20 protein-coding genes are annotated in these 20,818 nt (G+C 61.7%); 8 read left to right on the top strand and 12 right to left on the bottom strand.

Translation table 11 applies throughout. The annotated features are described in order from the left end of the window. The first annotated feature begins 65 nt into the window (after window positions 1–65). From F3J17_RS11985 to aroQ, 6 genes are read left to right on the top strand one after another with little or no spacing between them, the layout of a single operon-like run. A complete protein-coding gene (locus F3J17_RS11985) occupies window positions 66–1,016 on the top strand; it encodes a ketopantoate reductase family protein (RefSeq protein ID WP_167058040.1) in 951 nt (316 codons plus the stop codon). Continuing rightward, window positions 1,013–1,405 (top strand): VOC family protein, encoded by a 393-nt coding sequence (locus F3J17_RS11990; protein ID WP_167058043.1) that lies wholly within the window; start codon window positions 1,013–1,015, stop codon window positions 1,403–1,405. Before F3J17_RS11985 ends, F3J17_RS11990 begins: the two co-directional genes overlap by 4 nt. Window positions 1,406–1,415: 10 nt before the next feature. Then, the gene (locus F3J17_RS11995) at window positions 1,416–1,877 is read left to right on the top strand and encodes a MaoC family dehydratase (RefSeq protein ID WP_167058046.1); all 462 of its coding nucleotides are present in this window, start codon (window positions 1,416–1,418) and stop codon (window positions 1,875–1,877) included. Then, window positions 1,874–3,088 (top strand): CoA transferase, encoded by a 1,215-nt coding sequence (locus tag F3J17_RS12000; RefSeq protein WP_167058049.1) that lies wholly within the window; start codon window positions 1,874–1,876, stop codon window positions 3,086–3,088. Before F3J17_RS11995 ends, F3J17_RS12000 begins: the two co-directional genes overlap by 4 nt. Before the next feature lie 17 nt (window positions 3,089–3,105). Beyond that, entirely contained in the window at window positions 3,106–3,939 is an 834-nt protein-coding gene (aroE, locus tag F3J17_RS12005; protein ID WP_167058052.1) for a shikimate dehydrogenase, read from the top strand. Between the two features lie 18 nt (window positions 3,940–3,957). Next, window positions 3,958–4,395, top strand: coding sequence for a type II 3-dehydroquinate dehydratase (gene aroQ, locus F3J17_RS12010; protein ID WP_167058055.1), 438 nt, complete (start codon window positions 3,958–3,960; stop codon window positions 4,393–4,395). Window positions 4,396–4,439: 44 nt separating this feature from the next. On the opposite strand, the gene glyA is transcribed toward aroQ, so the two are convergent. The 8 genes from glyA to F3J17_RS12050 all read right to left on the bottom strand — a co-directional run bounded on the left by glyA (window position 4,440) and on the right by F3J17_RS12050 (window position 14,064). Beyond that, window positions 4,440–5,696 (bottom strand): serine hydroxymethyltransferase, encoded by a 1,257-nt coding sequence (glyA, locus tag F3J17_RS12015; protein WP_167058058.1) that lies wholly within the window; start codon window positions 5,694–5,696, stop codon window positions 4,440–4,442. Between the two features lie 151 nt (window positions 5,697–5,847). Then, window positions 5,848–6,870 carry a GlxA family transcriptional regulator gene (locus F3J17_RS12020; RefSeq protein WP_167058061.1) on the bottom strand — a complete coding sequence of 341 codons (1,023 nt, stop codon included), beginning with the start codon at window positions 6,868–6,870 and terminating at the stop codon, window positions 5,848–5,850. 86 nt (window positions 6,871–6,956) lie between these two features. Next, entirely contained in the window at window positions 6,957–7,679 is a 723-nt protein-coding gene (locus F3J17_RS12025) for a GntR family transcriptional regulator (RefSeq protein WP_167058064.1), read from the bottom strand. 87 nt (window positions 7,680–7,766) lie between these two features. After that, window positions 7,767–8,711, bottom strand: coding sequence for an aromatic amino acid DMT transporter YddG (yddG, locus tag F3J17_RS12030; RefSeq protein WP_167058067.1), 945 nt, complete (start codon window positions 8,709–8,711; stop codon window positions 7,767–7,769). A gap of 108 nt (window positions 8,712–8,819) precedes the next feature. Continuing rightward, window positions 8,820–10,313, bottom strand: a complete 1,494-nt coding sequence (locus F3J17_RS12035; RefSeq protein ID WP_167058070.1) for an aldehyde dehydrogenase — start codon at window positions 10,311–10,313, stop codon at window positions 8,820–8,822. Beyond that, window positions 10,313–11,221: a dihydrodipicolinate synthase family protein gene (locus tag F3J17_RS12040; RefSeq protein ID WP_167058073.1), complete on the bottom strand. Its 909-nt coding sequence runs from the start codon at window positions 11,219–11,221 to the stop codon at window positions 10,313–10,315. The genes F3J17_RS12035 and F3J17_RS12040 overlap by 1 nt, the downstream gene beginning before the upstream one ends. Window positions 11,222–11,274: 53 nt before the next feature. Continuing rightward, on the bottom strand, window positions 11,275–12,606 hold the full coding sequence (locus F3J17_RS12045) for an MFS transporter (protein WP_167058076.1): 1,332 nt from the start codon (window positions 12,604–12,606) through the stop codon (window positions 11,275–11,277). A gap of 138 nt (window positions 12,607–12,744) precedes the next feature. Continuing rightward, window positions 12,745–14,064, bottom strand: coding sequence for an FAD-binding oxidoreductase (locus F3J17_RS12050; RefSeq protein ID WP_167058079.1), 1,320 nt, complete (start codon window positions 14,062–14,064; stop codon window positions 12,745–12,747). 466 nt (window positions 14,065–14,530) lie between these two features. Here F3J17_RS12050 and F3J17_RS12055 point away from each other — a divergent pair, with 466 nt between their 5' ends. Continuing rightward, on the top strand, window positions 14,531–15,988 hold the full coding sequence (locus F3J17_RS12055; RefSeq protein WP_167058083.1) for an amino acid permease: 1,458 nt from the start codon (window positions 14,531–14,533) through the stop codon (window positions 15,986–15,988). Between the two features lie 24 nt (window positions 15,989–16,012). Here F3J17_RS12055 and F3J17_RS12060 read toward each other — a convergent pair whose 3' ends face one another. Both F3J17_RS12060 and flhC read right to left on the bottom strand, forming a co-directional pair. Further along, window positions 16,013–16,489, bottom strand: coding sequence for a hypothetical protein (locus tag F3J17_RS12060; protein WP_167058085.1), 477 nt, complete (start codon window positions 16,487–16,489; stop codon window positions 16,013–16,015). 181 nt (window positions 16,490–16,670) lie between these two features. After that, entirely contained in the window at window positions 16,671–17,252 is a 582-nt protein-coding gene (flhC, locus tag F3J17_RS12065) for a flagellar transcriptional regulator FlhC (RefSeq protein ID WP_167058088.1), read from the bottom strand. 641 nt (window positions 17,253–17,893) lie between these two features. Between flhC and F3J17_RS12075 the strand changes: the two genes are divergently transcribed. Beyond that, window positions 17,894–18,685: a tyrosine-protein phosphatase gene (locus F3J17_RS12075; protein ID WP_205194759.1), complete on the top strand. Its 792-nt coding sequence runs from the start codon at window positions 17,894–17,896 to the stop codon at window positions 18,683–18,685. A 21-nt stretch (window positions 18,686–18,706) separates the two neighbouring features. Here F3J17_RS12075 and F3J17_RS12080 read toward each other — a convergent pair whose 3' ends face one another. Both F3J17_RS12080 and F3J17_RS12085 read right to left on the bottom strand, forming a co-directional pair. Continuing rightward, window positions 18,707–19,972 (bottom strand): ATP-binding protein, encoded by a 1,266-nt coding sequence (locus F3J17_RS12080; protein WP_167058097.1) that lies wholly within the window; start codon window positions 19,970–19,972, stop codon window positions 18,707–18,709. After that, window positions 19,969–20,721 (bottom strand): response regulator, encoded by a 753-nt coding sequence (locus F3J17_RS12085; protein ID WP_167058100.1) that lies wholly within the window; start codon window positions 20,719–20,721, stop codon window positions 19,969–19,971. Before F3J17_RS12085 ends, F3J17_RS12080 begins: the two co-directional genes overlap by 4 nt. Between the last annotated feature and the right edge of the window lie 97 nt (window positions 20,722–20,818).

Consider the following 20,818-nt stretch of genomic DNA (forward strand, 5'->3'; position numbering starts at 1 on the left):
GCATTGCGACATCGGGCGGCGACTCTTATCGTGACGTCAACGTTAGAGAGGTTAAGGAGACGCTCTTGAAAATTGCCATTCTGGGTGCCGGTGCGCTGGGTTGCGCGATTGGCGCGACGCTGACCGAAGGCGGTCACGAAACCTGGTTGATCGATCGCTCGCCCGCGCATGTCGACGCCATGCGTACGCACGGATTGCGCGTCGACGACGCACGCGGCACGCGCCAGGTGCGAGTTCGCGCAACGACGGAGCCATCCGAAGCTGGCGAGGCGGACGTCGTCATCGTGCTGGTCAAATCCTTTCATACCGATGCGGCGATTCGTGGCGCGCTCGCGCTCGTCGGGCCGCAGACCGTGGTGTTGTCGCTGCAAAACGGTCTGGGCCACGAAGACATTCTGGCCGACGCCGTGGGCCGCGAGCGCGTGCTGGCGGGCAAGACCTATGTGGGCGGCGTGCTACGCGGCGCGGGGCATATCGAATCGGGTGTGGTTGGCAAGCACACCATCATTGGCGAACTGGACGGGCGGGTGACGGAACGCGCCAAGCGTATCGCCGGGGCGTTCAGCCGCGCGGGTCTGCAAACGCAAGTCAGCGACAACATCGTCGGCACCATGTGGGACAAACTGCTCGTCAATGTTGCGACGGGCGCGCTGACCGGCATCACGTCGCTGACTTATGGCCAGCTCTATGACGAGCCGCTGCTCAAGGCTGCTTCGCTGGCGGCCGTTTCGGAGGCGATCGCGGCCGCGCAGGCTGCGGGCGTGACGCTTTCCATGACCGATCCGGAGCAGGCGTGGACACTCGCTGCTGAAGGCTTGCCCGCTGCGTTCAAGACGTCGATGTTGCAAAGCCTCGAAAAAGGCTCGGTGACCGAAATCGACTTCATTAACGGCTCGGTTGTGCGTTGGGGCGCGCGTCACGGTGTGCCCACGCCCGTCAATGCAACGCTCGTCGCCTGTATCAAGGGCATCGAACGCGCCATGGCCGATCGTCAGAAAGCAGAGGCGAGAGCATGAGTGCGCCAAAGGCCTATCTGGAACACGTCGCCATTTTCGTGCGCGACATTCATTGGCACATCCGCTTTTTCGAAAACGTATTCGGCATGACGATGCGCGAGGTCGACGGTACACGCGAATCACCGCGTCAGTACTGGACGCTCGGTGGCATGCAGTTCATTCATATGCCGGATTTTCAGGGTCCGGAGGGACGCCTTGGACATCTCGGCATCATGTGCGAAGACGTCGAAGCGGCGCTCGCTGCGGCACATCGCCATGAGGTGCAGCCGATGCCGCAAGGCGCAAACTGGCTGCGTTTGCCCGATGGCCTCGCCATCGAATTCATTCAGGCGAAACCGGCGCGTTGCGTTGCGCAGGCGCTCGCCATCGATCCGCGCGCAGAGGGATGAGGTGAACACCGTGACTATCGTTGAAAAATACTGGGACGACGCGCGCGAAGGCGATGAATGCGTGAGCCCGCACTACACCGTGACGAAGGAACGCATTCTGGCTTATGCGGATCTCACCGGCGATCACACGCCGGTTCATGTGGATGAGGAGTACGCGAACGCAAGCCACTTTGGCTGCCTCGTCGCGCACGGGCTGTTTGGCCTTTCTATCGCGGATGGCCTTAAAACACAGAGCGATTATCGCTTTTTGCCGGGCATGTCGCTCGGCTGGAGCTGGGACTTCGTTCTGCCCATCAAGGTCAACGACGTGCTGCATGTGAAGTTTCGCGTGGGTTCGATGCGACCGAGCAAGAGCCGTCCTGACTGGGGCATCGTGATTCTGCCTTCAGAACTCATCAATCAGCATAACGAAGTGGTGCAGCGCGGCGAGCATCGTTTGATGGTGCCGCGCCGTCCGGGAGCCACGCAATGAAGCAGGCTCGTCCACTCGAAGGTATTCGCGTTGTCGATTACAGCCATTTTCTCGCGGGGCCGTATGTGGGGCGATGCCTTGCGGCGCTGGGCGCGGAAGTGATCAAGGTCGAGCGGCCCGGCAGCGGCGATGCGGGACGCCAGCACGCCACCGTGCTCGACGAGCGCAGCAGCGGCTATTTTCTGCAGCTCAATATGGGCAAGCGCGGCGTCAGCGTGAATATGAAGGACCCGCGCGGCAAAGCCTTTATGGAGCGGCTCTGCGATTCTGCGGACGTGTTCGTGGAGAACTATCGTCCCGGCGCGCTCGACAAGCTCGGTCTGGGCTACGAAGCGCTATCCGCACGCAATCCGGCGCTGGTTTACTGCTCGATTTCTGCCTATGGCCACACAGGGCCGGACGCACATCGCGCGGGTTTCGGCCTGATTGCCGAGGCGAAGAGCGGCATCATGCAGATGGTTGGCACGCCGGGCGAGCGGCCGCCGTTGTTGCGCATTTCGCTTGGCGATATGTACACGGGCATCCATGCGGTGGCGGCCATCAATGCGGCGCTGCTGGGCCGCGTGAAAAGCGGGCGCGGGCAGCATATCGACATGGCGCTTTACGACACGCTGGTTTCGATGCACGAATACGCGGTGCAGTGCTACACGCTTGCCGACGTGCTCCCCGAGCAAACGGGTCATGATATGCCGGGTTCGACCTTGTATGGCGTGTTCCATGCGACGGACGGCGATCTGGTGATCGCGGCGCAGGTGGACGATGCGTGGAAGCGTTTCGCCGCGCTGATCGAAGCGAACGGGGGGCCGCGTGGTTTTGGAGCGGATGCGCGCTTTCACAACAGCGTGGGACGCAATGCGAACCGGCTGGCGATCCTTGCCGTGGTCGAACCGTGGGTGGCGGCGCGCACAGTGGCGCACATTCTCGAACTGCTCGATGGTATCGATGTGCCGTGTGCGAAGGTGCAGCGCATCGATGAAGTGATTGCCGATCCGCAGATTCAGGCGCGCGGCATGATCGTCGAACAGGAGCATCCGCGCTATGGCACGCTGCGGTTGCCCAATCTGCCGTTCCGCTTCTCCGCGTGCGACACCACGATACGCGAGGTCGCGCCCGACCTTGGTCAGCACAACGCCGAAGTGGCGCAATCACTCGGCTTCAGCGCTGCCGAGATCGACGCGATGCAAACCGACGGCGTGCTGTTCGAACGCTAAAGACCATGGAGATGACGGTGAACGATACCTATGCAGTCATTGGCAATCCTATCGACCATACGAAATCGCCGCTGATTCATGGGCTTTTCGCCGCTGCGACGCAGCAGGCGATGCACTACACGGCGATCGAAGGACCACGCGATCCTGATGATGCGTTCGCGGCCACGGTGCGCGAATTCATCGCGGCGGGCGGCAAAGGCATGAACATTACCGCGCCGTTCAAGCTGGCGGCATTCGATATGGCCGATGAACGCAGCGAGCGCGCCACGCTCGCGGGCGCGGCGAACGCGTTCAAGTTCGAAGAAGGGCGGATTCTCGCGGAGAATTTCGACGGTATCGGCCTGCTGCGCGATATCGAAGTGAATCTGCACGCGCCGCTCGCGGGCAAACGCGTGCTGCTGCTCGGTGCGGGCGGCGCAGCGCGCGGTGCGTTGCTGCCGTTTCTGGGCGCACGTCCCGTTGAACTGGTGATCGCCAATCGTCATGTCGAAAAAGCCCGGGCGCTGGCTTCGCAACTGTCGTCGCAGGGCGCGCTAACGGCTTGCGCATATGGCGAACTCGACCGGTTGGGGCGCTTCGACCTGGTGGTCAACGCCACATCGGCGAGCCTGACCGGCGATCTGCCGCCGGTGCCGCCCGGTGTTTTCAGCCCGCATGGCACGGCTTACGAACTGGCCTATGGCAAACGCCTGACGCCATTCCTGCGACTGGCGCGCAATGCGGGCGTGGCAGGCATTGCGGATGGCGTTGGCATGCTGGTGGAGCAGGCCGCCGAAGCCTTTGCATGGTGGCGCGGCGTGCGACCTGCGACGCAAGCCGTGATCGACCGATTGACGGTTCCACTCGATTAAGTGCTATTCGGAGACGGTATGAAGCACATCCTGATGCTGCACGGCATCAATCACAATATGTTCGGCAAGCGCGATCCCATTCAGTACGGGACCATTACGCTCGAACAGATCGACGCGCAATTGCAGGCGCTCGCCACGGAACTGGACGTGCGAGTGGAATCATTTCAGACCAATAGCGAAGCGGCGATGTGCGAACGCATCCATCGCGCGTTTGAAGAGGGTACGGATGCGGTACTGATCAACGCGGGTGCGTGGACGCACTACAGTTATGGCATTCGCGATGCGCTGGCGATGCTGGTTTGCCCGGTCGTCGAACTGCATATGTCGAATATTCACGCACGCGAGCCATTCAGGCACAACTCGGTATTTGCCGAAATCGTGACGGGGCAGATCTGCGGATTTGGTTCGCAGAGCTATCTTCTTGCTATGCGGGCAGCCGTAGCAGCACTGCAATAAACGCGGCGCGGTCCTTTGCGACCGCGCCGCCACATCAGAAACGCTTAGCTATACACGGGGAAGCGCGTGGTCAATTCGGCCACTTGCGCCTTCACGCGCTCGATCGTCGCTGCGTCTTCCGGGTTCTCAAGCACGTCGGCGATCAGGTTGCCCACCTGTTCGGCTTCCTTCACGCCGAAGCCGCGCGTCGTCATCGCGGGCGAGCCCAGGCGGATGCCGCTCGTGACAAACGGCTTTTCCGGATCGTTCGGGATCGCGTTCTTGTTGACCGTGATGTGCGCCGAACCCAGCACGGCTTCCGCCGCCTTGCCGGTGATGTTCTTCGCGCGCAGGTCGACCAGCATCACGTGGCTTTCCGTGCGGCCCGAAACGATACGCAGACCGCGCTTGACCAGCGTTTCAGCCAGCACGCGTGCGTTCTCGACCACTTGCTGCTGGTAGGTCTTGAATTCCGGCGATGCGGCTTCCTTGAACGCCACCGCCTTGCCGGCGATCACGTGCATCAGCGGGCCGCCCTGGATGCCAGGGAAGATCGCCGAATTGATGGCCTTTTCGTGCTCGGCCTTCATCAGGATCACGCCGCCGCGCGGGCCGCGCAGGCTCTTGTGCGTGGTCGTGGTGACGAAATCGGCGAACGGCACCGGGTTCGGGTACACGCCCGCAGCGATCAGACCAGCGTAGTGCGCCATGTCGACCATGAAATACGCGCCAACGGCCTTCGCGACCTTGGCGATGCGCTCGAAGTCGATACGCAGCGCGAATGCCGATGCGCCTGCGATGATGAGCTTCGGCTTGGTTTCGTGCGCGCGCTTTTCGAGTGCGTCGTAATCGATGTCTTCGTTCGCGTCGAGACCGTAGCTCACGACGTTGAACCACTTGCCGCTCATGTTGAGCGCCATGCCGTGCGTCAGGTGACCGCCTTCGGCGAGGCTCATGCCCATGATGGTGTCGCCCGGCTTGAGCACGGCGAAGAACACACCCTGGTTGGCCTGCGAGCCCGAGTTCGGCTGCACGTTGGCGGCTTCCGCGCCGAACAGCGCCTTCACGCGGTCGATGGCGAGTTGCTCGACGACGTCGACGTTTTCGCAGCCGCCGTAGTAACGCTTGCCCGGATAGCCTTCGGCGTACTTGTTGGTGAGTTGCGAGCCCTGTGCGGCCATGACCGCGGGCGAGGTGTAGTTTTCCGACGCGATCAGTTCGATGTGATCTTCCTGACGGCGGTTTTCGAGTTCGATTGCGGCAAAGAGTTCGGCATCGACGCTTTCTAGCGTTTCGGCGGTTGAGGCGGCGCGTTTGAACATGTCTTATCCATTCCAGATGTCGGAGGGTTAGGCTCTCAGGTTCTTGTCTGTTTATCGTGCACTGCCCGGCTGCACTGCGCCTATTTAAAGGCAAGCGACGCGGACTTGATAGAACGTTTGCGACAAGCCTAAGGGATGGCCGCCGGAATGGTCATTCCTCACACGCAACAGCTTCCTGAACATGCGGGCGCGCGACACGGTACGCGCTGGGCGATTCGTCGAATTCCTTGCGAAACTCGCGGCCGAGATGCGAGGCATCAGAAAAGCCGCAGGACATGGCGATATCGGCAACGGTGCGGTCCGACGCGGTCAGCATCCACGCGGCCATGCGCACGCGCATCTGGCGCCCATAGACGTTGGGCGATTTGCCGGTCTCGGCGATAAAGAGCCTTTCGAGTTGCCGCACGGACGTATCCACGCGCCGCGCCAGTTCGGTGAACGGCAGTGGACTGGCGATGTGCTGTTCCATGATGAGAATGGCGCGGCGCACCTTGGGATGCGATGCGGGATCCAGGCCGGGCGGATAGGGCTGCGGCGCGTTGCCCCGCTGGGCATCGTCGACGATCAGGATGCGCTGGGCTTTCTGCACGATCGCCGCGTCCAGATGCCGTAAAAGGATGGCGGCGGCGACGTCGATCGATGCGCGGCCGCCCGAGCAGGTGATGCGCCGCCGGTCGATCACGAACAGACGGTCGGCAATCAGGCTGGATTCAGGAATGGCCGGAAATCGCTCGACGAAATCCCAGTAGTGGAACCAGCTTACGCAGATGCGATGGCCGTCCATGACGCCTGCGCGGGCCAGTGCGAATGCGCCTGTGCAGATACCCACGAGGGTTGCGCCGCTGGCCGCGGTGGCGCGAATGAAGCGATGGGTCGCTTCGCTGGCGGAAGGCCCGGAATGCAGCAGGCCGCCCACCACGAGCAGATAGTCGAAAGCGCCGGCATCGTCGAAGGTCGTCCAGGGCGTGACCTGAATGCCGCAACTTGCGCGGATCGGCGCGAGCGATTCCGCGACGATGGTCCAGCTGCAGCGCACCGGGCGGCTCATATCGCCGTCGTCGCTGGCGAGACGCAGCAGATCGACGAAGCCTGAGAAAGCCGTCAACGTGAAATTCGGCAGCAGGACAATGCCGAAGCGAACTGGCTTTGGCAAAGCCGGCGTGCCGCTATTCAATTCGTCATCCTATATTTTAAGAAGCGCGAGAAAACGGCAAAAGAATCGGCGCATTGACGCGCCGATCGAAGCCGTGATTCAAACGATCACGCCAGGCTGAGCGGTACTTCCAGCCCCTCCGGAATCGCGTAATCCGTCATATGTCGGCGCGACAGTTCCCAATGCGCTCTGACCAGTTCAGCCGCGCGCTCCGTGTCGCGGCGTTCGATGGCATCGATGATCTCGTCGTGCTGATGCGCCGCCTGATTCATCTCGTGCACCATGTTTTCGCTGGCCGGGTGGCGATAAAACGTCTTGCCCAGGCGCGCGTGATCGATCAGCAGACGGCGCAAGCTGGGCATCAGATAATCGTTCTGCGCCATCGTGCCGATTTCCAGATGGAATTGATCGTTATAGAGCACGCGATTTTCGACGTCGTGGGCGTCGATGGCGGCGCGAAAGCGCTTCTGGATTTCGCGCAGGCGCGCAACGTCGGCGGCGGTGGCGTTGGCTGCCGCGAGTTGCGTCGTGGCGACGTAAATGAGCGGTGCGGCCAGGAAGAAACTGCGCAGCGAGTGGTAGTTCATCGACGAAACCCGCGCCGCACGATTGGCTTCCAGCTCGATATAGCCCTCGGCGGCCATCTGGCGCATCAACTCGCGCACGGGAGGGCGCGAAAGGCCGAATTCATCGCACAGGGCCAGTTCGTCCACCACGGCGCCAGGCTTCAATTCCATGCTGACGATGCGTCGGCGCAGGGTTTCGGCCAGCACGGCCTTGCGGTCGGTGGGGGCGTTGTCGATCTGGGTTTCGTCGGGGCTCGTTTTCATCGGGATTCTCTGTCTACCTTTTGTGTACTATAAATCGCCGAATAGAAATTCACCAGACGATGCGCCAGGCGCGCGGCCCGTGGGCGCTCAGACTCGCTCCCCAATTCGTTCCGCCTCAGTGCTGGCTGGCTTCTTGACCGAGCGAGAGCGCGTGGCGATCCAGCACAGGATCGATCCGGCGCAGACCATCAGCGCGCCGTGCCAGAACGCATCCGAAAGCGGCGCGTGCAGCAGCGTGGCCGCCAGTGCGGCGGAAATCACTGGAATGAAATACGAAGCGCCTGCCAGAACCGTGGCGTTGCCATGCAGAATGCCGATGTTCCAGGCCGCGTAGCCAAAGCCCATCGCCGCCGCGGCCAGAAACAGATAGACCATCGCCTGCATATCGAAGTGCATCGCAAAGTGCATCCCACTGGCGCTTTCGATTGCATATTTGAGCCACAGCACCGCGGATACCAGCATGAAAAACGGCGTCACGCCGTTCTTGCCGTTTGCGAGTCGCGCCGTCACTGTGCAGTACGCGGCCCAGATCAATGCGCCGCTGAACGCGAGGCCATAACTCAGCGGATTGTCCTTGACGTTCCCCAGCATGCCCGCGAGATCGATGCCCCGATCGCCGCCCAGCACCCAGCCGATACCCAGCATCGAGAGCACGAAACCCGGCACCACGAGCAGATTGGCCTTCTGCTTGTTGAATACGATGGCCGAAACCAGCGTGAACGTGGGCCACAGATAATTGACCATGCCGACTTCGATCGCCTGCCTGCCGTTGTGGGCATAGCCGATCGACAGCGATAAGCAGAGTTCGTAGGCGACAAAGAGCCCGCTGCCCCAGATCAGATAGCGACGCGGAAATTGCCTGAGGTTGGGAAAACCGACCGTCAACGCGAGAAACCCGGAAGCCACCGTGTACATCATGGCCGCACCGCCGGTGGCGCCCAGACTTTCGCTGACTCCGCGAATCAGGGCGACGATCGACGCCCACAACATGATCGCGATGAGCCCTATCAGCGTGGCCGTATCCTTTTTCATTCCTCGAACCTGCTTTGATATTTCCATATTGCCGGCGTTTTCCCGCGTCGACGCCGTGACCTGCAACAGTGCTCTGGCCACGGCGACTGCGTCGAATACCGCCTACGTTCACACGGGCACGTCGATCCAGATGGTCTTGATCTCGGTGTACTGGTCGTGCGCCCAGACCGACTTGTCCCGGCCGCCGAAGCCCGATTCCTTGTAGCCGCCGAACGGTGTCGTGATGTCGCCTTCGCCAAAGCAATTGACGGTCACGACGCCCGCGCGGATTTCACGCGACAGACGGATCGCATGGTTCAGCTTGCTCGTGTAGACCGAGGCGGCCAGACCATAGACCGAGTCGTTGGCGAGTTCGATCGCTTCGTCGATGTCCTTGAACGTCGTGACGGACAGCACGGGGCCGAAGATCTCTTCCTGGAAGAGGCGGCTTTGCGCGCTCACGCCATCGACGACGGTGGGCTCGACGAAAATGCCGCGTTCCGTGTCGCCGCCGTAAGCGACGCGCAATTGTTCCGTTTGCGCCTGTTCCAGATACGAACGGACTTTCTCGAAGTGAGCCTTGCTGACCATCGCGCCAATGCGGTGTTCCGGATCGAGCGGATCGCCCATCTTCCATTCGCGCATCTGTACGCCGATGCGTTCGAGCAGGGCGTCCTTGACGTCCGCATGCACGATCAGGCGCGACGATGCCGAGCAGTTCTCGCCCATGTTCCAGAACGCGCCATTGACGACGTGTTGCGCGACGGCGTCGAGATCGTCCGCATCTTTGAGCACCACGGCCGGATTTTTGCCGCCGCACTCTAGCACAATGCGCTTGAGATTGGATTCGGCGGCATAGTGAAGGAAGCGTCGGCCCGTGACGGTGGAGCCGGTGAAGCTCACCATATCGACGTCCATGTGCAGGCCCAGCGGCTCGCCCACTTCCTTGCCGCCGCCAGGCAGCACGTTGAAGACGCCGGCGGGCACGCCCGCTTCGTGCGCCAGTTGCGCCACGCGCAGGGCGGTGAGCGTGGTTTCCTTGGCGGGCTTCACGACGATGGAGCAACCTGCCGCAAGCGAGGGGCCAATCTTCCACGCCAGCATCAGCAGCGGGAAATTCCACGGCAGCACCAGGCCGACCACGCCGATGGGCTCGCGCACGACCAGCGAGAGCGCGCTCGACCCGACCGGCGCCGTGGCGTCGTAGATCTTGTCGATCAGTTCGGCATGCCAACGAATCGTATGGATCGTTTCGGGAACGTCGGTGTTCTGGCATTCGCGAATCGGCTTGCCGCTGTCCAGGCTTTCCATCGTCGCCAGTTCGTGCGCGTTGGCTTCGAGCAGATCGGCGAATTTCAACAGGATCGACTTGCGACGCGACGGCGGCAGATTGCGCCAGCGGCCATCCTTGTATGCGGCGCGCGCGCAGGCGACGGCGCGATCGACATCTGCGGCGTTGCAGGCGGCGATTTCCGCGAGTACTTCATCCGTGGCCGGATTGGTGGTCGTGAACGTTTCGCCGGAAACCGAGGGCTGGAATGCACCGTCGATAAAGGCCTGGGTCGGCAATGTCAGCTGCGCGGCCAGCGCAGCATATTCCTGGGCGCTGAGCAGATCGGCCATCAGACCTGGCCTCCAACGGCGACTGCCACTTCGCGCTTGAGTTCGGTAACGATGGCTTGCAGGCGTTGCTTCTGGTCGTCGTCGAGACCCTTGAGCGGTGCACGCACGCCGCCGCTACGCAGGCCGATGATCTCGCAGCCATGCTTGATCGACTGCACAAACTTGCCTTCTTCGAGGAAGTCCATCAGCGGCAGCATCGCCGACATGATGCGGCGGCCCTTGTTGAAGTCGTTTTCCACCGCGCAAGCCTGATACAGCGCGATATGTTCGGCGGGCAGGAAGTTCGAACCGGCGCAGACCCAGCTACGCGCGCCCCATGCGAAGAATTCGAGCGCCTGATCGTCCCAGCCGCACGACAGGCCGAGTTGCGGGTATTCGCGCGCCAGCATATGCAACTGGCCGGTCTGGCCCGAGCTTTCCTTGATCGCGACAAAGTTCTTCGACGCCGCCAGAACGGTGTTGAAAAACTCGCGGCCCATCGAAACGCTCATGCGACCGGGGTAGTTGTAGAGCATGATCGGCAGATCGGCGGCGCGATCGATCGTCAGCGCGTGCTCGGCGTTTTCCTGTTCGGTCGGCAGAGCGTAGGGCGGCGAGCCGACCAGAATCGCGTCGGCCTTGATGGCTTTTGCGGCCTTGGCGTATTCCACCGAATCCTCGGTACGCACCGCGCCCGTGCCGATGATGAGCGCCGTGCGCGTGCCGATCACTTCCTTCGCCAGATTGCCCAGATCGAAGCGCTCCTGCGCGGTGTGAGCGTAATACTCGCCCGTCGACCCGCCGATGATGATGCCGTGCACACCGGCTGCGACCAGCGATTCGAGCACTTCCGCAAAGGCCTTTTTGTCGATCTGGCCTGCTGCGTCGAGGGGCGTGATGGCCGGCGTGTAGATGCCTTCAAATTTCATGATGTTCTTCCGTGAAAAAGGGAATGAGGAGCGACTGATCGCGGGTCAGTAAGTCAGTGATTGAGTGAAGCGGCTTCCTGCAAGCTCAGCGAGCGCGTTTCCGGTGCGAGCGCGAGCGACGCCGCCAGACCCACGAACGACACCGCAGCGGCCGCATACATGGTGTTGCCGATGCCGATGCTATTGAGCGCGATGGGCACGCACCACGTGCCGATTGCTGCGCCAATACGCGAGAGCGATGCGCCCATGCCCACTGCAAAAGCGCGGATATCGGTCGGAAAAATTTCGTTGGGATACACGAGTTGCAGCACCTGCGCACCGCCAATCAGCACGGCATAGGCGCCAAACAGCACGAGAATCAGAATGGCCGAGCCGTTCGAACATGCGCCCAGCGCGAGCAGTGCCAACGCCGACCACAGGAAGCTGTGAATCACCATCGCGCGGCGGCCAATCGTATTGATGATGCGCGTGGCGATGATGCAACCGACCACGAACAGCAGCGTGATAGCGACCGAACCCAGCGATTCCCATTGGCCGGTCAGATTGAGCGCCTGAAGCACGCGCGGTGCGAACGAATAGACCGCGAACACGGGAATGACCGAGCAGCTCCAGAACAGCGTGACGAACAACATGCGCTTGCCATAGCCGGAGTGCAGAAGCGCCAGCAGCGAAACTTTCTTTTCAGTCGTTTCTTCAGGGAGATTCTTCAGCGAGAACGACGGGCCATAGACCTTCTTGATGATCGCTTCGGCTTCGGCGCGACGGCCTTTGCTGAGCAGCCAGCGCGGCGATTCCGGCGTACCCAGGCGCACGATAAACAGCGCAATGCCGATCACAGCGGGGCTGGCCAACACCCAGCGCCACGCATCGGGCGCACCGCTGCTGAGAATCAGATTGCCGACGATATAAGCGAGCGCTGCGCCAAGGAACCAGATGATCGTCAGCATGGCCAGACGCGGACCACGGTATTTTCGCGGCATGAATTCGACCAGCAGCGAACCGGCCACCGGATATTCAATGCCCACGCCTACGCCGATCAGGAAGCGCAGCGCGAACAGCGCTTCGCCGGAATGGACCCAGAGTTGCGCGAGCGAGCAGACGAAGAAGATAACGGGCCCGAAAAAATAGGGCTTTTGACGACCCAGGCGGTCGGAGAGCCAGCCGCCCGCAAAGCCGCCGACGAAGATGCCAATCAGCGCGGATGCGGCCACCATGCCTTCCCAGAAGCTGGTCAGACCGAGCGCTGCGGAAAATTGCACCATCGCCACGCCGATGATGCTCAGGACATAGCCATCCATGAGCCAGCCGCCGCTTGAACGGATGGTGAGCAACTGATGGAATCCGTTGAGCGGGACGTCCTCGATGGATACGTGTTGATTCGACATTGCCAGTCTCCTTCCATGAAATGGAACGCTATTTCGTGGTCCGAACCACGTCTGTGGCGTCCTGTGCTTCGTATAAGGTGCGATCGGTCTGTATGTGAACTTGCCGATTTTTCGCGGTCTGCCGTTGTGTTGTGAGTCTTAGCTTTCGAGCCCTGCCTTGCGTTGTCCCCACCAGAGCGTGGCGTTCACGCCCAGCGAAAGGAACGGTTCTGGCGGCGCCTTGTTCGGCCCGGAGGTTTGCAGCAGGAAATTCGTCAGTTCATTGGGCTTGCCGGCCAGCCAGTCGGCGAGCAGCGTGCCCGTGACCGTGCCGCGCGTGATGCCCAGGCCGTTGCAGCACAGCGCGCCATAGACGTTGGGCGCGAGTTGCCCGAAAAAGCCCTTGTGGTTCTGCGACAGCGCGAGCGAACCGCTCCAGGTGTAATCGAATTCCACTTGCGGCAGCATGGGGAAACGCCGTTCGAACGACAGGCGATGGCGATCCGAAAAGCGCGAGAGACATTGCTCCTTGGGACGGCCATCCGGATTGAACGAGAAGCTGTTGCGCACGAGGATGCGGTTATCGTGCGTGCGGCGCAGGGTGCTGCCGAACGGATCGGCGGGAATCACGCCCCAGAACGGCTTGCCGCCGAGTTTCGCCTGTTCCGCGCTCGTGAGCGGACGCGTGAGGCTGGCATACAGAAACACCGGCAGCATGGTGCGATCCAGAAAGCCGAAGCGCATGCCGAAGGCGTTATTCGCGAGCACCAGTTTGTCGGCGGTGATGCGGCCATTGCGATGCGCCAGCACGATCTTGTCGCCGTATTCCACTTCGGTAACCGGCGTGTGTTCGTAAAGCGTGACGTTGGGCGGCAGGCTGTCGGCCAGCCCTTTCACGAGACCCGACGGCTGTACCAGCACCGTGCCTGGCGTAAACAGCGCCTTGCGATAGAACGAGGTGCCGATGTGTTCGGGCAGCGCCGCGCCGTCGATCACTTCGTAGCGTTGGCCCAGCTTGTCCAGACCCCGGCGATACGCATCGAGCACGGCCACGCCGCGCTCTTCCACTGCCGCCTGATATTTGCCGCACGCGTTCATATGGCAATCGATGCCGTGCTCGTCGACCAGTTCGCGCAGGATCTGCTGGCCGAGCAGGTTGAGCTTGAGCGTGGTGCGGGCCGTGTCGATATCGCCGATGTAATCGTCCGCGCCGATGTCGTGCGGCAGATCGATCGCAAAACCGGCGTTGCGCCCCGAGGTGCCGAAGCCAACCTCCTGGGCTTCGATGAGCGCGATCTCATCGTCGGGGAAATTGAGCGCGAGCTGGCGGGCAGCCGCGAGGCCGGTGAAGCCGGCGCCGATCACGGCCCAGCGAGCCGTGGTTTCTCCTGCGTGAGCAGCCTTGGGAGTGCGCGCGCGACTCGTGTGATACCAGCCACACATCTTGTCGTCGGCAGGGAGCGAGGTAACCGTTTGCATTTCTAATTCCAATATCGCTTTTGAAACCCACTGCACCTTCGGGTGATCGCGCACCGGCTGCATGCGCCGCCCCTCGGGGCCGTACTACACGACGGCGTCTTCCAGACCGTCGTTTGACGGCGAGTCTTTTGCCGTCCAATCTGTGTGTATACAAATTGTAGACGGAGTATAGGTTTTGATTAGGCATAGTAAAAATAAGGGTTTACGCGCTGCGATTGCGCATGGAAGGCGCGGACGATGATGCTTCAATGATGGGAGGGTTTTCCCTGGGTTGGAGGCAGGGAATCAGGCGCGGAAGCAGGCGGGACGTGGCCGCACGGGGGAAGAGAGGGCGGCAGCTGACTGTCGCGACCGTTATACGGCCGGTCGAAACGGTTCTATATCGGGCGTTTTTGGCTCCGGATGATGAAAGCGATCAAAGACGAATGCCCGACGATGTCCCCGAAAAAAACACGGAGGAAGACATATGCGACAGATAGACAGGCAAGCCAGTTTGATCGACCCAGCGACCGCGGGTTACGCGGATCTCGAAGCGCGAGCGGACGCGCATCACGGCTCGCATCGCCTGGCAGACGGACTCAAACAGCGCCACGTCGTGATGCTTTCCATCGGCGGGAGCATTGGTGCGGGTCTGTTCGTCGGTTCGGGGCATGCGATTGCCGAAGCCGGGCCGGCCGCCGTGCTGGCCTATGTGTTCGGCAGTCTGCTGGTCGTGACGGTGATGCGCATGCTCGGAGAGATGGCTTGCGCGATGCCCGATTCCGGCTCGTTCTCCACCTACGCGGATAAGGCGATTGGCTCGTGGGCGGGCTTTACGATCGGCTGGATGTACTGGTGGTTCTGGGTGCTGGTGGTGCCGCTGGAAGCGACCGCCGCCGCCAACATCCTGAACGGCTGGTTGCCCGATGTGCCGGTCTGGCAACTCTCCGTGCTGGTCACTGCGGCGCTTACCGTCGCGAATCTTGCGAGCGTTCGCAATTATGGCGAACTCGAATTCTGGTTCGCGATTATCAAGGTGAGCGGCATTCTTCTGTTTATCGGCTGCGGTATTGCCGCGCTTTCAGGCATGCTGCCGTCGGTGCATCTGACGCCCTGGCAAACCGTGACGGGACACGGCGGATTTATTCCGCGAGGCATGGCGCCCATCGTTGGAGCGTTATTGACGACGATGTTCACATTCCTTGGCACGGAAGTGGTCACGATCGCCGCCGCGGAATCGGAAAATCCCGCGCGGGAAATCGGTCGTGCGATTACCTCGGTGGTGTGGCGTATTTCGCTGTTTTACATCGGCTCGGTGCTGGTCATTATTTGCACGGTGCCGTGGAATGATCCCGATCTGACGCGGCTGGGCGCGTATCAGGCGGTATTGCGTAGTTTTCACATTCCCTATGCACAACTGATTACCGATGGCCTGATTCTCGTCGCAGTGGGAAGCTGCCTGAATTCCGCGTTGTATACGGCGTCGCGCATGATGTATTCGCTCGGCACGCGACATCAGGCACCCCGTTTTGTGACGCGCACGACGGCCAACGGCGTGCCGGCGCGCGCTGTGATGGCGTCGAGTCTGGTGGCGTTCGTGGCGTGCGGCGCGAATTATCTTGCGCCGAAATATGTCTTCGATGCCTTGCTGTCGACCACGGGCGCAATCGCGCTGCTGGTGTATCTCGTGATTGCGGTGAGTCAATTGCGTCTGCACAAGCGCCTCGTGGCAAGCGGCCCGTTGAAGGTCAGAATGTGGCTGCATCCGTTCCTGGGCGTGCTGGTGGTGTTGCTGATCGGCGGCGCGTTTGGGGTGATGGTGCTCAGCGAAGATCACCGGCGCGAGGTGATTGCCACGCTCGCATGCTGTGCGGTGCTCGCTGCGGTGGGCTACATTCGCCAGCGGCGTTTTCTGGCGAAGCAGCCCACACAGCGCATGCTTTGAATCTGCGTGACTGGATCGCGGTGTTCAGATAAACAGCGAGATCAGGCCGCCGATGGTGATGCCCGCGGCCAGCCATCGGCCAAACGAATAGGCGTGGTTGGGATCGGGCGGCTGGTCGGGCCGTGCAAGTCCTAATGCGCCGTAGACCAGTGAACGCATGGGTTGTGCGTTTGCCTGATCGGAGCTTTCTCCCGCCGATGCATCCGTGGCGGCGGCTGTGGATGCGTCCCCTGTTGCGTCGGTCGATGCCGTTGCGGATGCATCGGTTGAGGCAGCGGCGGCATCGTCCGTTGCATCGTCCGCCGACGCATCGTTCGATGCAGCGGCATAGCCCTGTGGCGAGATCGCTACAGCATCGTCCTGCGACACGGGCGTGGCGCTATCGCTCGTGTCTGTCTTTACTGCCCCGTTTTGTGTGGTGGTGGTCGTGACATCCGTATTACTGCTGCGGGTGTACGCGGCGCCGTCGCCCGCGGTCGTCGCTAAACTGCCGATTTCCATTGTTCACCTCTTTTAATTCCATCGCTTTATCGCGACGCCCCGATATTCCCATGTCGCGATGTCCGATTGCCTGACGAATAGCGCGTAGAAATGCGCGATATTCGCGCCGCGCGGGAGAACGTGGAAAGTAGCGACGCTCGATTCGATCCCTAGATCGACTCGAACGTATATGCCGCGTGGTTCAGGCCGCGTGCGGCGTAGCGAGGAGCGCCATGCTTGCAGCGTTTTCCTGGTTGCGGCTTTCCAGCACGGCGCGCGTGACGCCGGCGCGCGAGGGCGGGGCGCATACGCAGCAGGTATAGGGCTTATGAATTTCGCGCACCGGACGCACGAAGCGGCCCGTGCAGGTGCCACAGCGCGTGAGCGTTAGCAGGCCGCCCTCGAAAAAGCGCAGCAGCGTCCATGCGCGGGTGAAACTCAGCACGCGTTCGATTTCGGCGCAATCGCAATGTTCGAGATAGAGGCGATACGCGCGTGTAAGCGCGTCGAGCCTGCTGCATTTCGCCTCATCCCTGAGATACAGGTAGATGTTGTAGAACAGCGAGGCGTGAATATTCGGCAGCCACGTGAAATACCAGTCTGCCGAAAACGGCAGCATGCCCTTGGGCGGCGACGCATCCTTGAGTTCGCGATAGAGCCGGATCAAACGATTGCGCGAGAGATTGAGCTCTTTTTCCAGCACCGGCATGCGTGCGCCAAGCTGGATCAGTTCGATTGCGCGCATGACCTCGCGCGCCTCTTCGGTGACACTGCCTTTGTACATGTCGTTGCACTCCCATGGGCAATAGTCGCTGCCAGTGCGCAAACTTCGCAGCGTGGCGTCCATGCCTGAATTTCACGGGCGATTATAGAAGCGGCAGATTGAGCGTCAAGAATAATATTTTGGAAGTAATTGGAAGTTTCGTTAATGAAATCAAGGGGTTTTCGCATCGGCCCAAGCCCACTAAGGCGCGAGCAAACAAGGTGTTTCATGCAAACTTTCCAGCTCTGCCGAATTGGAAAGGAGTGGAAAGATTTGTGGTGAAAATGCACCGTGACGCGGCCTTTATGGCGCGGCATGATGTCGCCGCTGCGCCTGCGCGGTGCAATGCCCGGTAATACGGATTATTACGGACTCTTGCAACGTAACCTTTTTCGTCCCGTCTGCCGGTAAACTTCGGCTTTCCAATTTTTACGCGCGTGGCATATCTCGCCGCCCGCGTGCTCGCCGGAACGCGAGCACCCCTCACTCGCTTTCTATCGATGATGCTTCCTTTTTCCGCCAGTTCTTCTTCGTTCAGACACTTGCGCAAAGGTTTGCCGGGCGCGATGCCCGGCGGCGTCACTGCCGGCGTCACAGCGGCTGCGCGCGGCGCGGCTGGTACGCTGGCCAGTCCGCCGCGGCGCAGGCTGCTCAAGGGCACCATGAGCGTTCTGGCGCTGGGTGGTTGCGCAAGCACCCTCCTGAGCGCATGCGGCGGAGACTATTCGGATGGCACAGGGCCGCAGTTCGCACCCACGCCGGTCGTGAATTCCGTGGCGAATTTCCGCGACATTGGCGGGGCGGCGCCTGGCTATTCGACCAGCGATGGCGCGCACGTGCGCCGCGCACTGTTGTATCGCTCCGACGCGCTCACGCCCAATACAGCGGACACGGTCACGCTCGAACGCATGGCCTTCGCCTGCATCTACGATCTGCGCACGCCCGCCGAAAACGACGCCACGCCCGATATCGTGCTGACCAGCGCCAATCGCGTCACGCTCAACGTGCTCGCGACGCCCGCACCGCGCTCGTTCGCCGGCTATTCGGCGAGCGAACTGGATGCGGCCATGCAGGCGCAATGGCGTGAACTGGTGATGGGGCGCGAACAATGCATCGCGTATGGCGCGCTGCTCGAACATATTGCCGAAGCGCCGGGGCCGCAATTGATCGTTGGCGGCAATGGCGTGGATGTGGCGGGTTGGGCGTCGGCGCTGTTGTTGCTGATCGCCAATGTGCCGCTTGAAATCGTCGTGCAGGATTTTCTTCTGACGAATGCGTGGCGCTCGACCACGGTGGATTCGCAGAATCTCACGCCGCCCGTGCAGGCGAGCTATCTGCAGGCCGCGTGCGACGCGCTGCAGTCCGGCTACGGCGATATCAATCGCTATCTGCAGAGCGGCCTGGGTCTTGATTCGGTGACGGTCGGCCGTCTGCGCGCGCGTCTCGCGGTTTAAGGAAGTTCGGATGCCTGAGCGTTACAGCGCGGGCAGCGCGATGCGTACGCGCAGCCCGCCTTCGGGGTGATTGGAGAGGTCGCACTGACCGCCCTGATTGCGCACGAGGCGCGTGATGATCGCGAGACCGAGGCCGCAATGGCCTTCGCCGCCGCGCGCTTCGTCCAGACGCACGAATGGCTTGATCGCGGCCGCCACGCGGTCGGCGGGAATGCCGGGACCGTGATCGCGCACTTCGATCAGCCATTGCGCGCCTTCGCGGCGGGTGGAAATCTCCACGGGCGGCACGCCGTGTTCGAGCGCGTTGTCGACGAGATTCGAAATCAGCCGGTCCAGCAGCGTACGCGGCATGCGAAATGCCGGGCCCGCGCGCAGATCGAGCCTGAAAAGCACGTCTTCATCGCTGCCAGTATCCGAATAGTATTGCTCGCGCAGCAGCGCATCCACTTCCACTTCGGGCCCGGATTCAGGCCGTTGTCGCGCGAATTCCAGAAACTGCTGGACGATATCGTTGAGCGAATCGACTTCGCGATACAGCTGTTGACGTTCGAGATCGGAACCCAGCATCGAGGCGCGCAACTTGATGCGCGTGAGGGGCGACTTGAGGTCGTGCGCGACGCCTGCCAGCATGACGGCCTGATCGTCGTCGGCCTCATTCAGCTGCTTCATCATGCGGTTGAACGAACCGATCAGATCGCGCAGTTCGCGCGGCCCTTGTTCGTTGACGGGCGCGGGGCGATGGCCGCTGCCGAATGCACGCGCCGCGTTGGCGACGAGAGAGAGCGGGCGCTGCATCTGCCACATGGCAAGCAGCGCAACCAGTAACGACATGGCGAGCAGGCCGATAGCCTGCGGCAAAAGATTGGGCGGCGGCGGCAGATCGACGGGCGCGACGATCCACGTGGGGTGGCCCGGAAAGCGTACCCAGAGCGCCGCGCGGTGATGCTGCAGATCCGCAAGAATTTCGGTGCCTGCCGGCAGATCGCGCAGCAACTGCTTGCGCAGATCGGCGAGCGGCTCGCGTTTGGGCACTTCAAGATTCACGTCGGCGGGCATGTTCCATGTGGGCACCAGATGCACGCGTAACGCGGGAGCCAGCTCGACTTCATTGGGCGCTGCGCCGTTAGCCGCGTGCAGCATGAGCAACAGTCCGCGCTCAAAACCTTCGACCTCATGACGGCGCGGCTGCGGTGCGAATACGACAAACCAGCAGGCCTGCACGATAAAAAGCACGAGCGCCGACATCAAGGCCATGCGGCCAAACAGCGTATTCAGCGGATTGTTCATGAACCGGCGTTAGCAGTATCGGCTACGCCGTTGCCATCGATTTCATCTTCGCGCAGCGGCACGAATACATAGCCTTTGCCGCGCACGGTCTGCACATAACGCGGTTGTGCGGGATCGTCCTCGATCACGCGGCGCAGACGCCAGATCGGTACGTCGAGGCTGCGGTCGTTGAACGGCACGCCGTCTTCGCGCAGCAGATCGTGGACCAGCACGCGCGAAAGCACGCGGTACGGATTGCGGGCGAAGATCTTCAGCAGAGCGAATATGCTGTCGCGCAGCGGCACGCGTTCGCCGTCGCGCAGCAGCGAGCGCGTGGCGAAATCGAGCTCGAACGGCCCGAACTGGCAACGCTCGCGCGCTTCGGGCGCGCTGGGCGGCACTGCGCCGTGACGGCGCAGCACGGTCTGGATGCGCAGCAGCAGTTCCTGCGGATCGAAGGGCTTGGCGACATAATCGTCTGCCCCGAGCGTGAGCCCGGCGATGCGATCGGTCACCGCGCCGCGCGCGGAGGCGAAAATCACCGGAATGTCATCGCCCTGCGAGCGCAACGCGGCGAGCGTGCGCAGTCCATCGGTGCCAGGCATCATGACGTCGAGCACGATGACCGAAGGTCGTTCGAGCTCGAGCCGCCGCGCGAGGTGGGTACCCTCGTGCAGCACGGAGGTCTGGAAGCCGTGGGTTCGCAGGAAGCGGGAAAGAAGATCGCGCACGACCGGATCGTCGTCGACGATGAGAACGTGTGGACTCATCGTGAAATTTTAATTGTTGTCGACGTTTCGATGAATACTGTCGATGTGACCAATTCTTACCTTCGCTTACAAGAGGCCCAAGACGGGCCTTATCCAA

Source organism: Burkholderia sp. Ax-1719, from assembly GCF_011753055.1.
In the GTDB taxonomy this organism is placed as follows: domain Bacteria; phylum Pseudomonadota; class Gammaproteobacteria; order Burkholderiales; family Burkholderiaceae; genus Paraburkholderia.

Bases quoted from the DNA above. Each gene is read 5' to 3' on its own strand.
- F3J17_RS11990 (WP_167058043.1), top strand. From the start codon at position 1,013: ATGAGTGCGCCAAAGGCCTATCTGGAACACGTCGCCATTTTCGTGCGC.
- F3J17_RS12000 (WP_167058049.1), top strand. From the start codon at position 1,874: ATGAAGCAGGCTCGTCCACTCGAAGGTATTCGCGTTGTCGATTACAGC.
- aroQ (WP_167058055.1), top strand. From the start codon at position 3,958: ATGAAGCACATCCTGATGCTGCACGGCATCAATCACAATATGTTCGGC.
- glyA (WP_167058058.1), bottom strand. From the start codon at position 5,696: ATGTTCAAACGCGCCGCCTCAACCGCCGAAACGCTAGAAAGCGTCGAT.
- F3J17_RS12025 (WP_167058064.1), bottom strand. From the start codon at position 7,679: ATGAAAACGAGCCCCGACGAAACCCAGATCGACAACGCCCCCACCGAC.
- yddG (WP_167058067.1), bottom strand. From the start codon at position 8,711: ATGAAAAAGGATACGGCCACGCTGATAGGGCTCATCGCGATCATGTTG.
- F3J17_RS12035 (WP_167058070.1), bottom strand. From the start codon at position 10,313: ATGGCCGATCTGCTCAGCGCCCAGGAATATGCTGCGCTGGCCGCGCAG.
- F3J17_RS12040 (WP_167058073.1), bottom strand. From the start codon at position 11,221: ATGAAATTTGAAGGCATCTACACGCCGGCCATCACGCCCCTCGACGCA.
- F3J17_RS12045 (WP_167058076.1), bottom strand. From the start codon at position 12,606: ATGTCGAATCAACACGTATCCATCGAGGACGTCCCGCTCAACGGATTC.
- F3J17_RS12050 (WP_167058079.1), bottom strand. From the start codon at position 14,064: ATGCAAACGGTTACCTCGCTCCCTGCCGACGACAAGATGTGTGGCTGG.
- F3J17_RS12055 (WP_167058083.1), top strand. From the start codon at position 14,531: ATGCGACAGATAGACAGGCAAGCCAGTTTGATCGACCCAGCGACCGCG.
- F3J17_RS12060 (WP_167058085.1), bottom strand. From the start codon at position 16,489: ATGGAAATCGGCAGTTTAGCGACGACCGCGGGCGACGGCGCCGCGTAC.
- flhC (WP_167058088.1), bottom strand. From the start codon at position 17,252: ATGTACAAAGGCAGTGTCACCGAAGAGGCGCGCGAGGTCATGCGCGCA.
- F3J17_RS12075 (WP_205194759.1), top strand. From the start codon at position 17,894: ATGAGCGTTCTGGCGCTGGGTGGTTGCGCAAGCACCCTCCTGAGCGCA.
- F3J17_RS12080 (WP_167058097.1), bottom strand. From the start codon at position 19,972: ATGAACAATCCGCTGAATACGCTGTTTGGCCGCATGGCCTTGATGTCG.
- F3J17_RS12085 (WP_167058100.1), bottom strand. From the start codon at position 20,721: ATGAGTCCACACGTTCTCATCGTCGACGACGATCCGGTCGTGCGCGAT.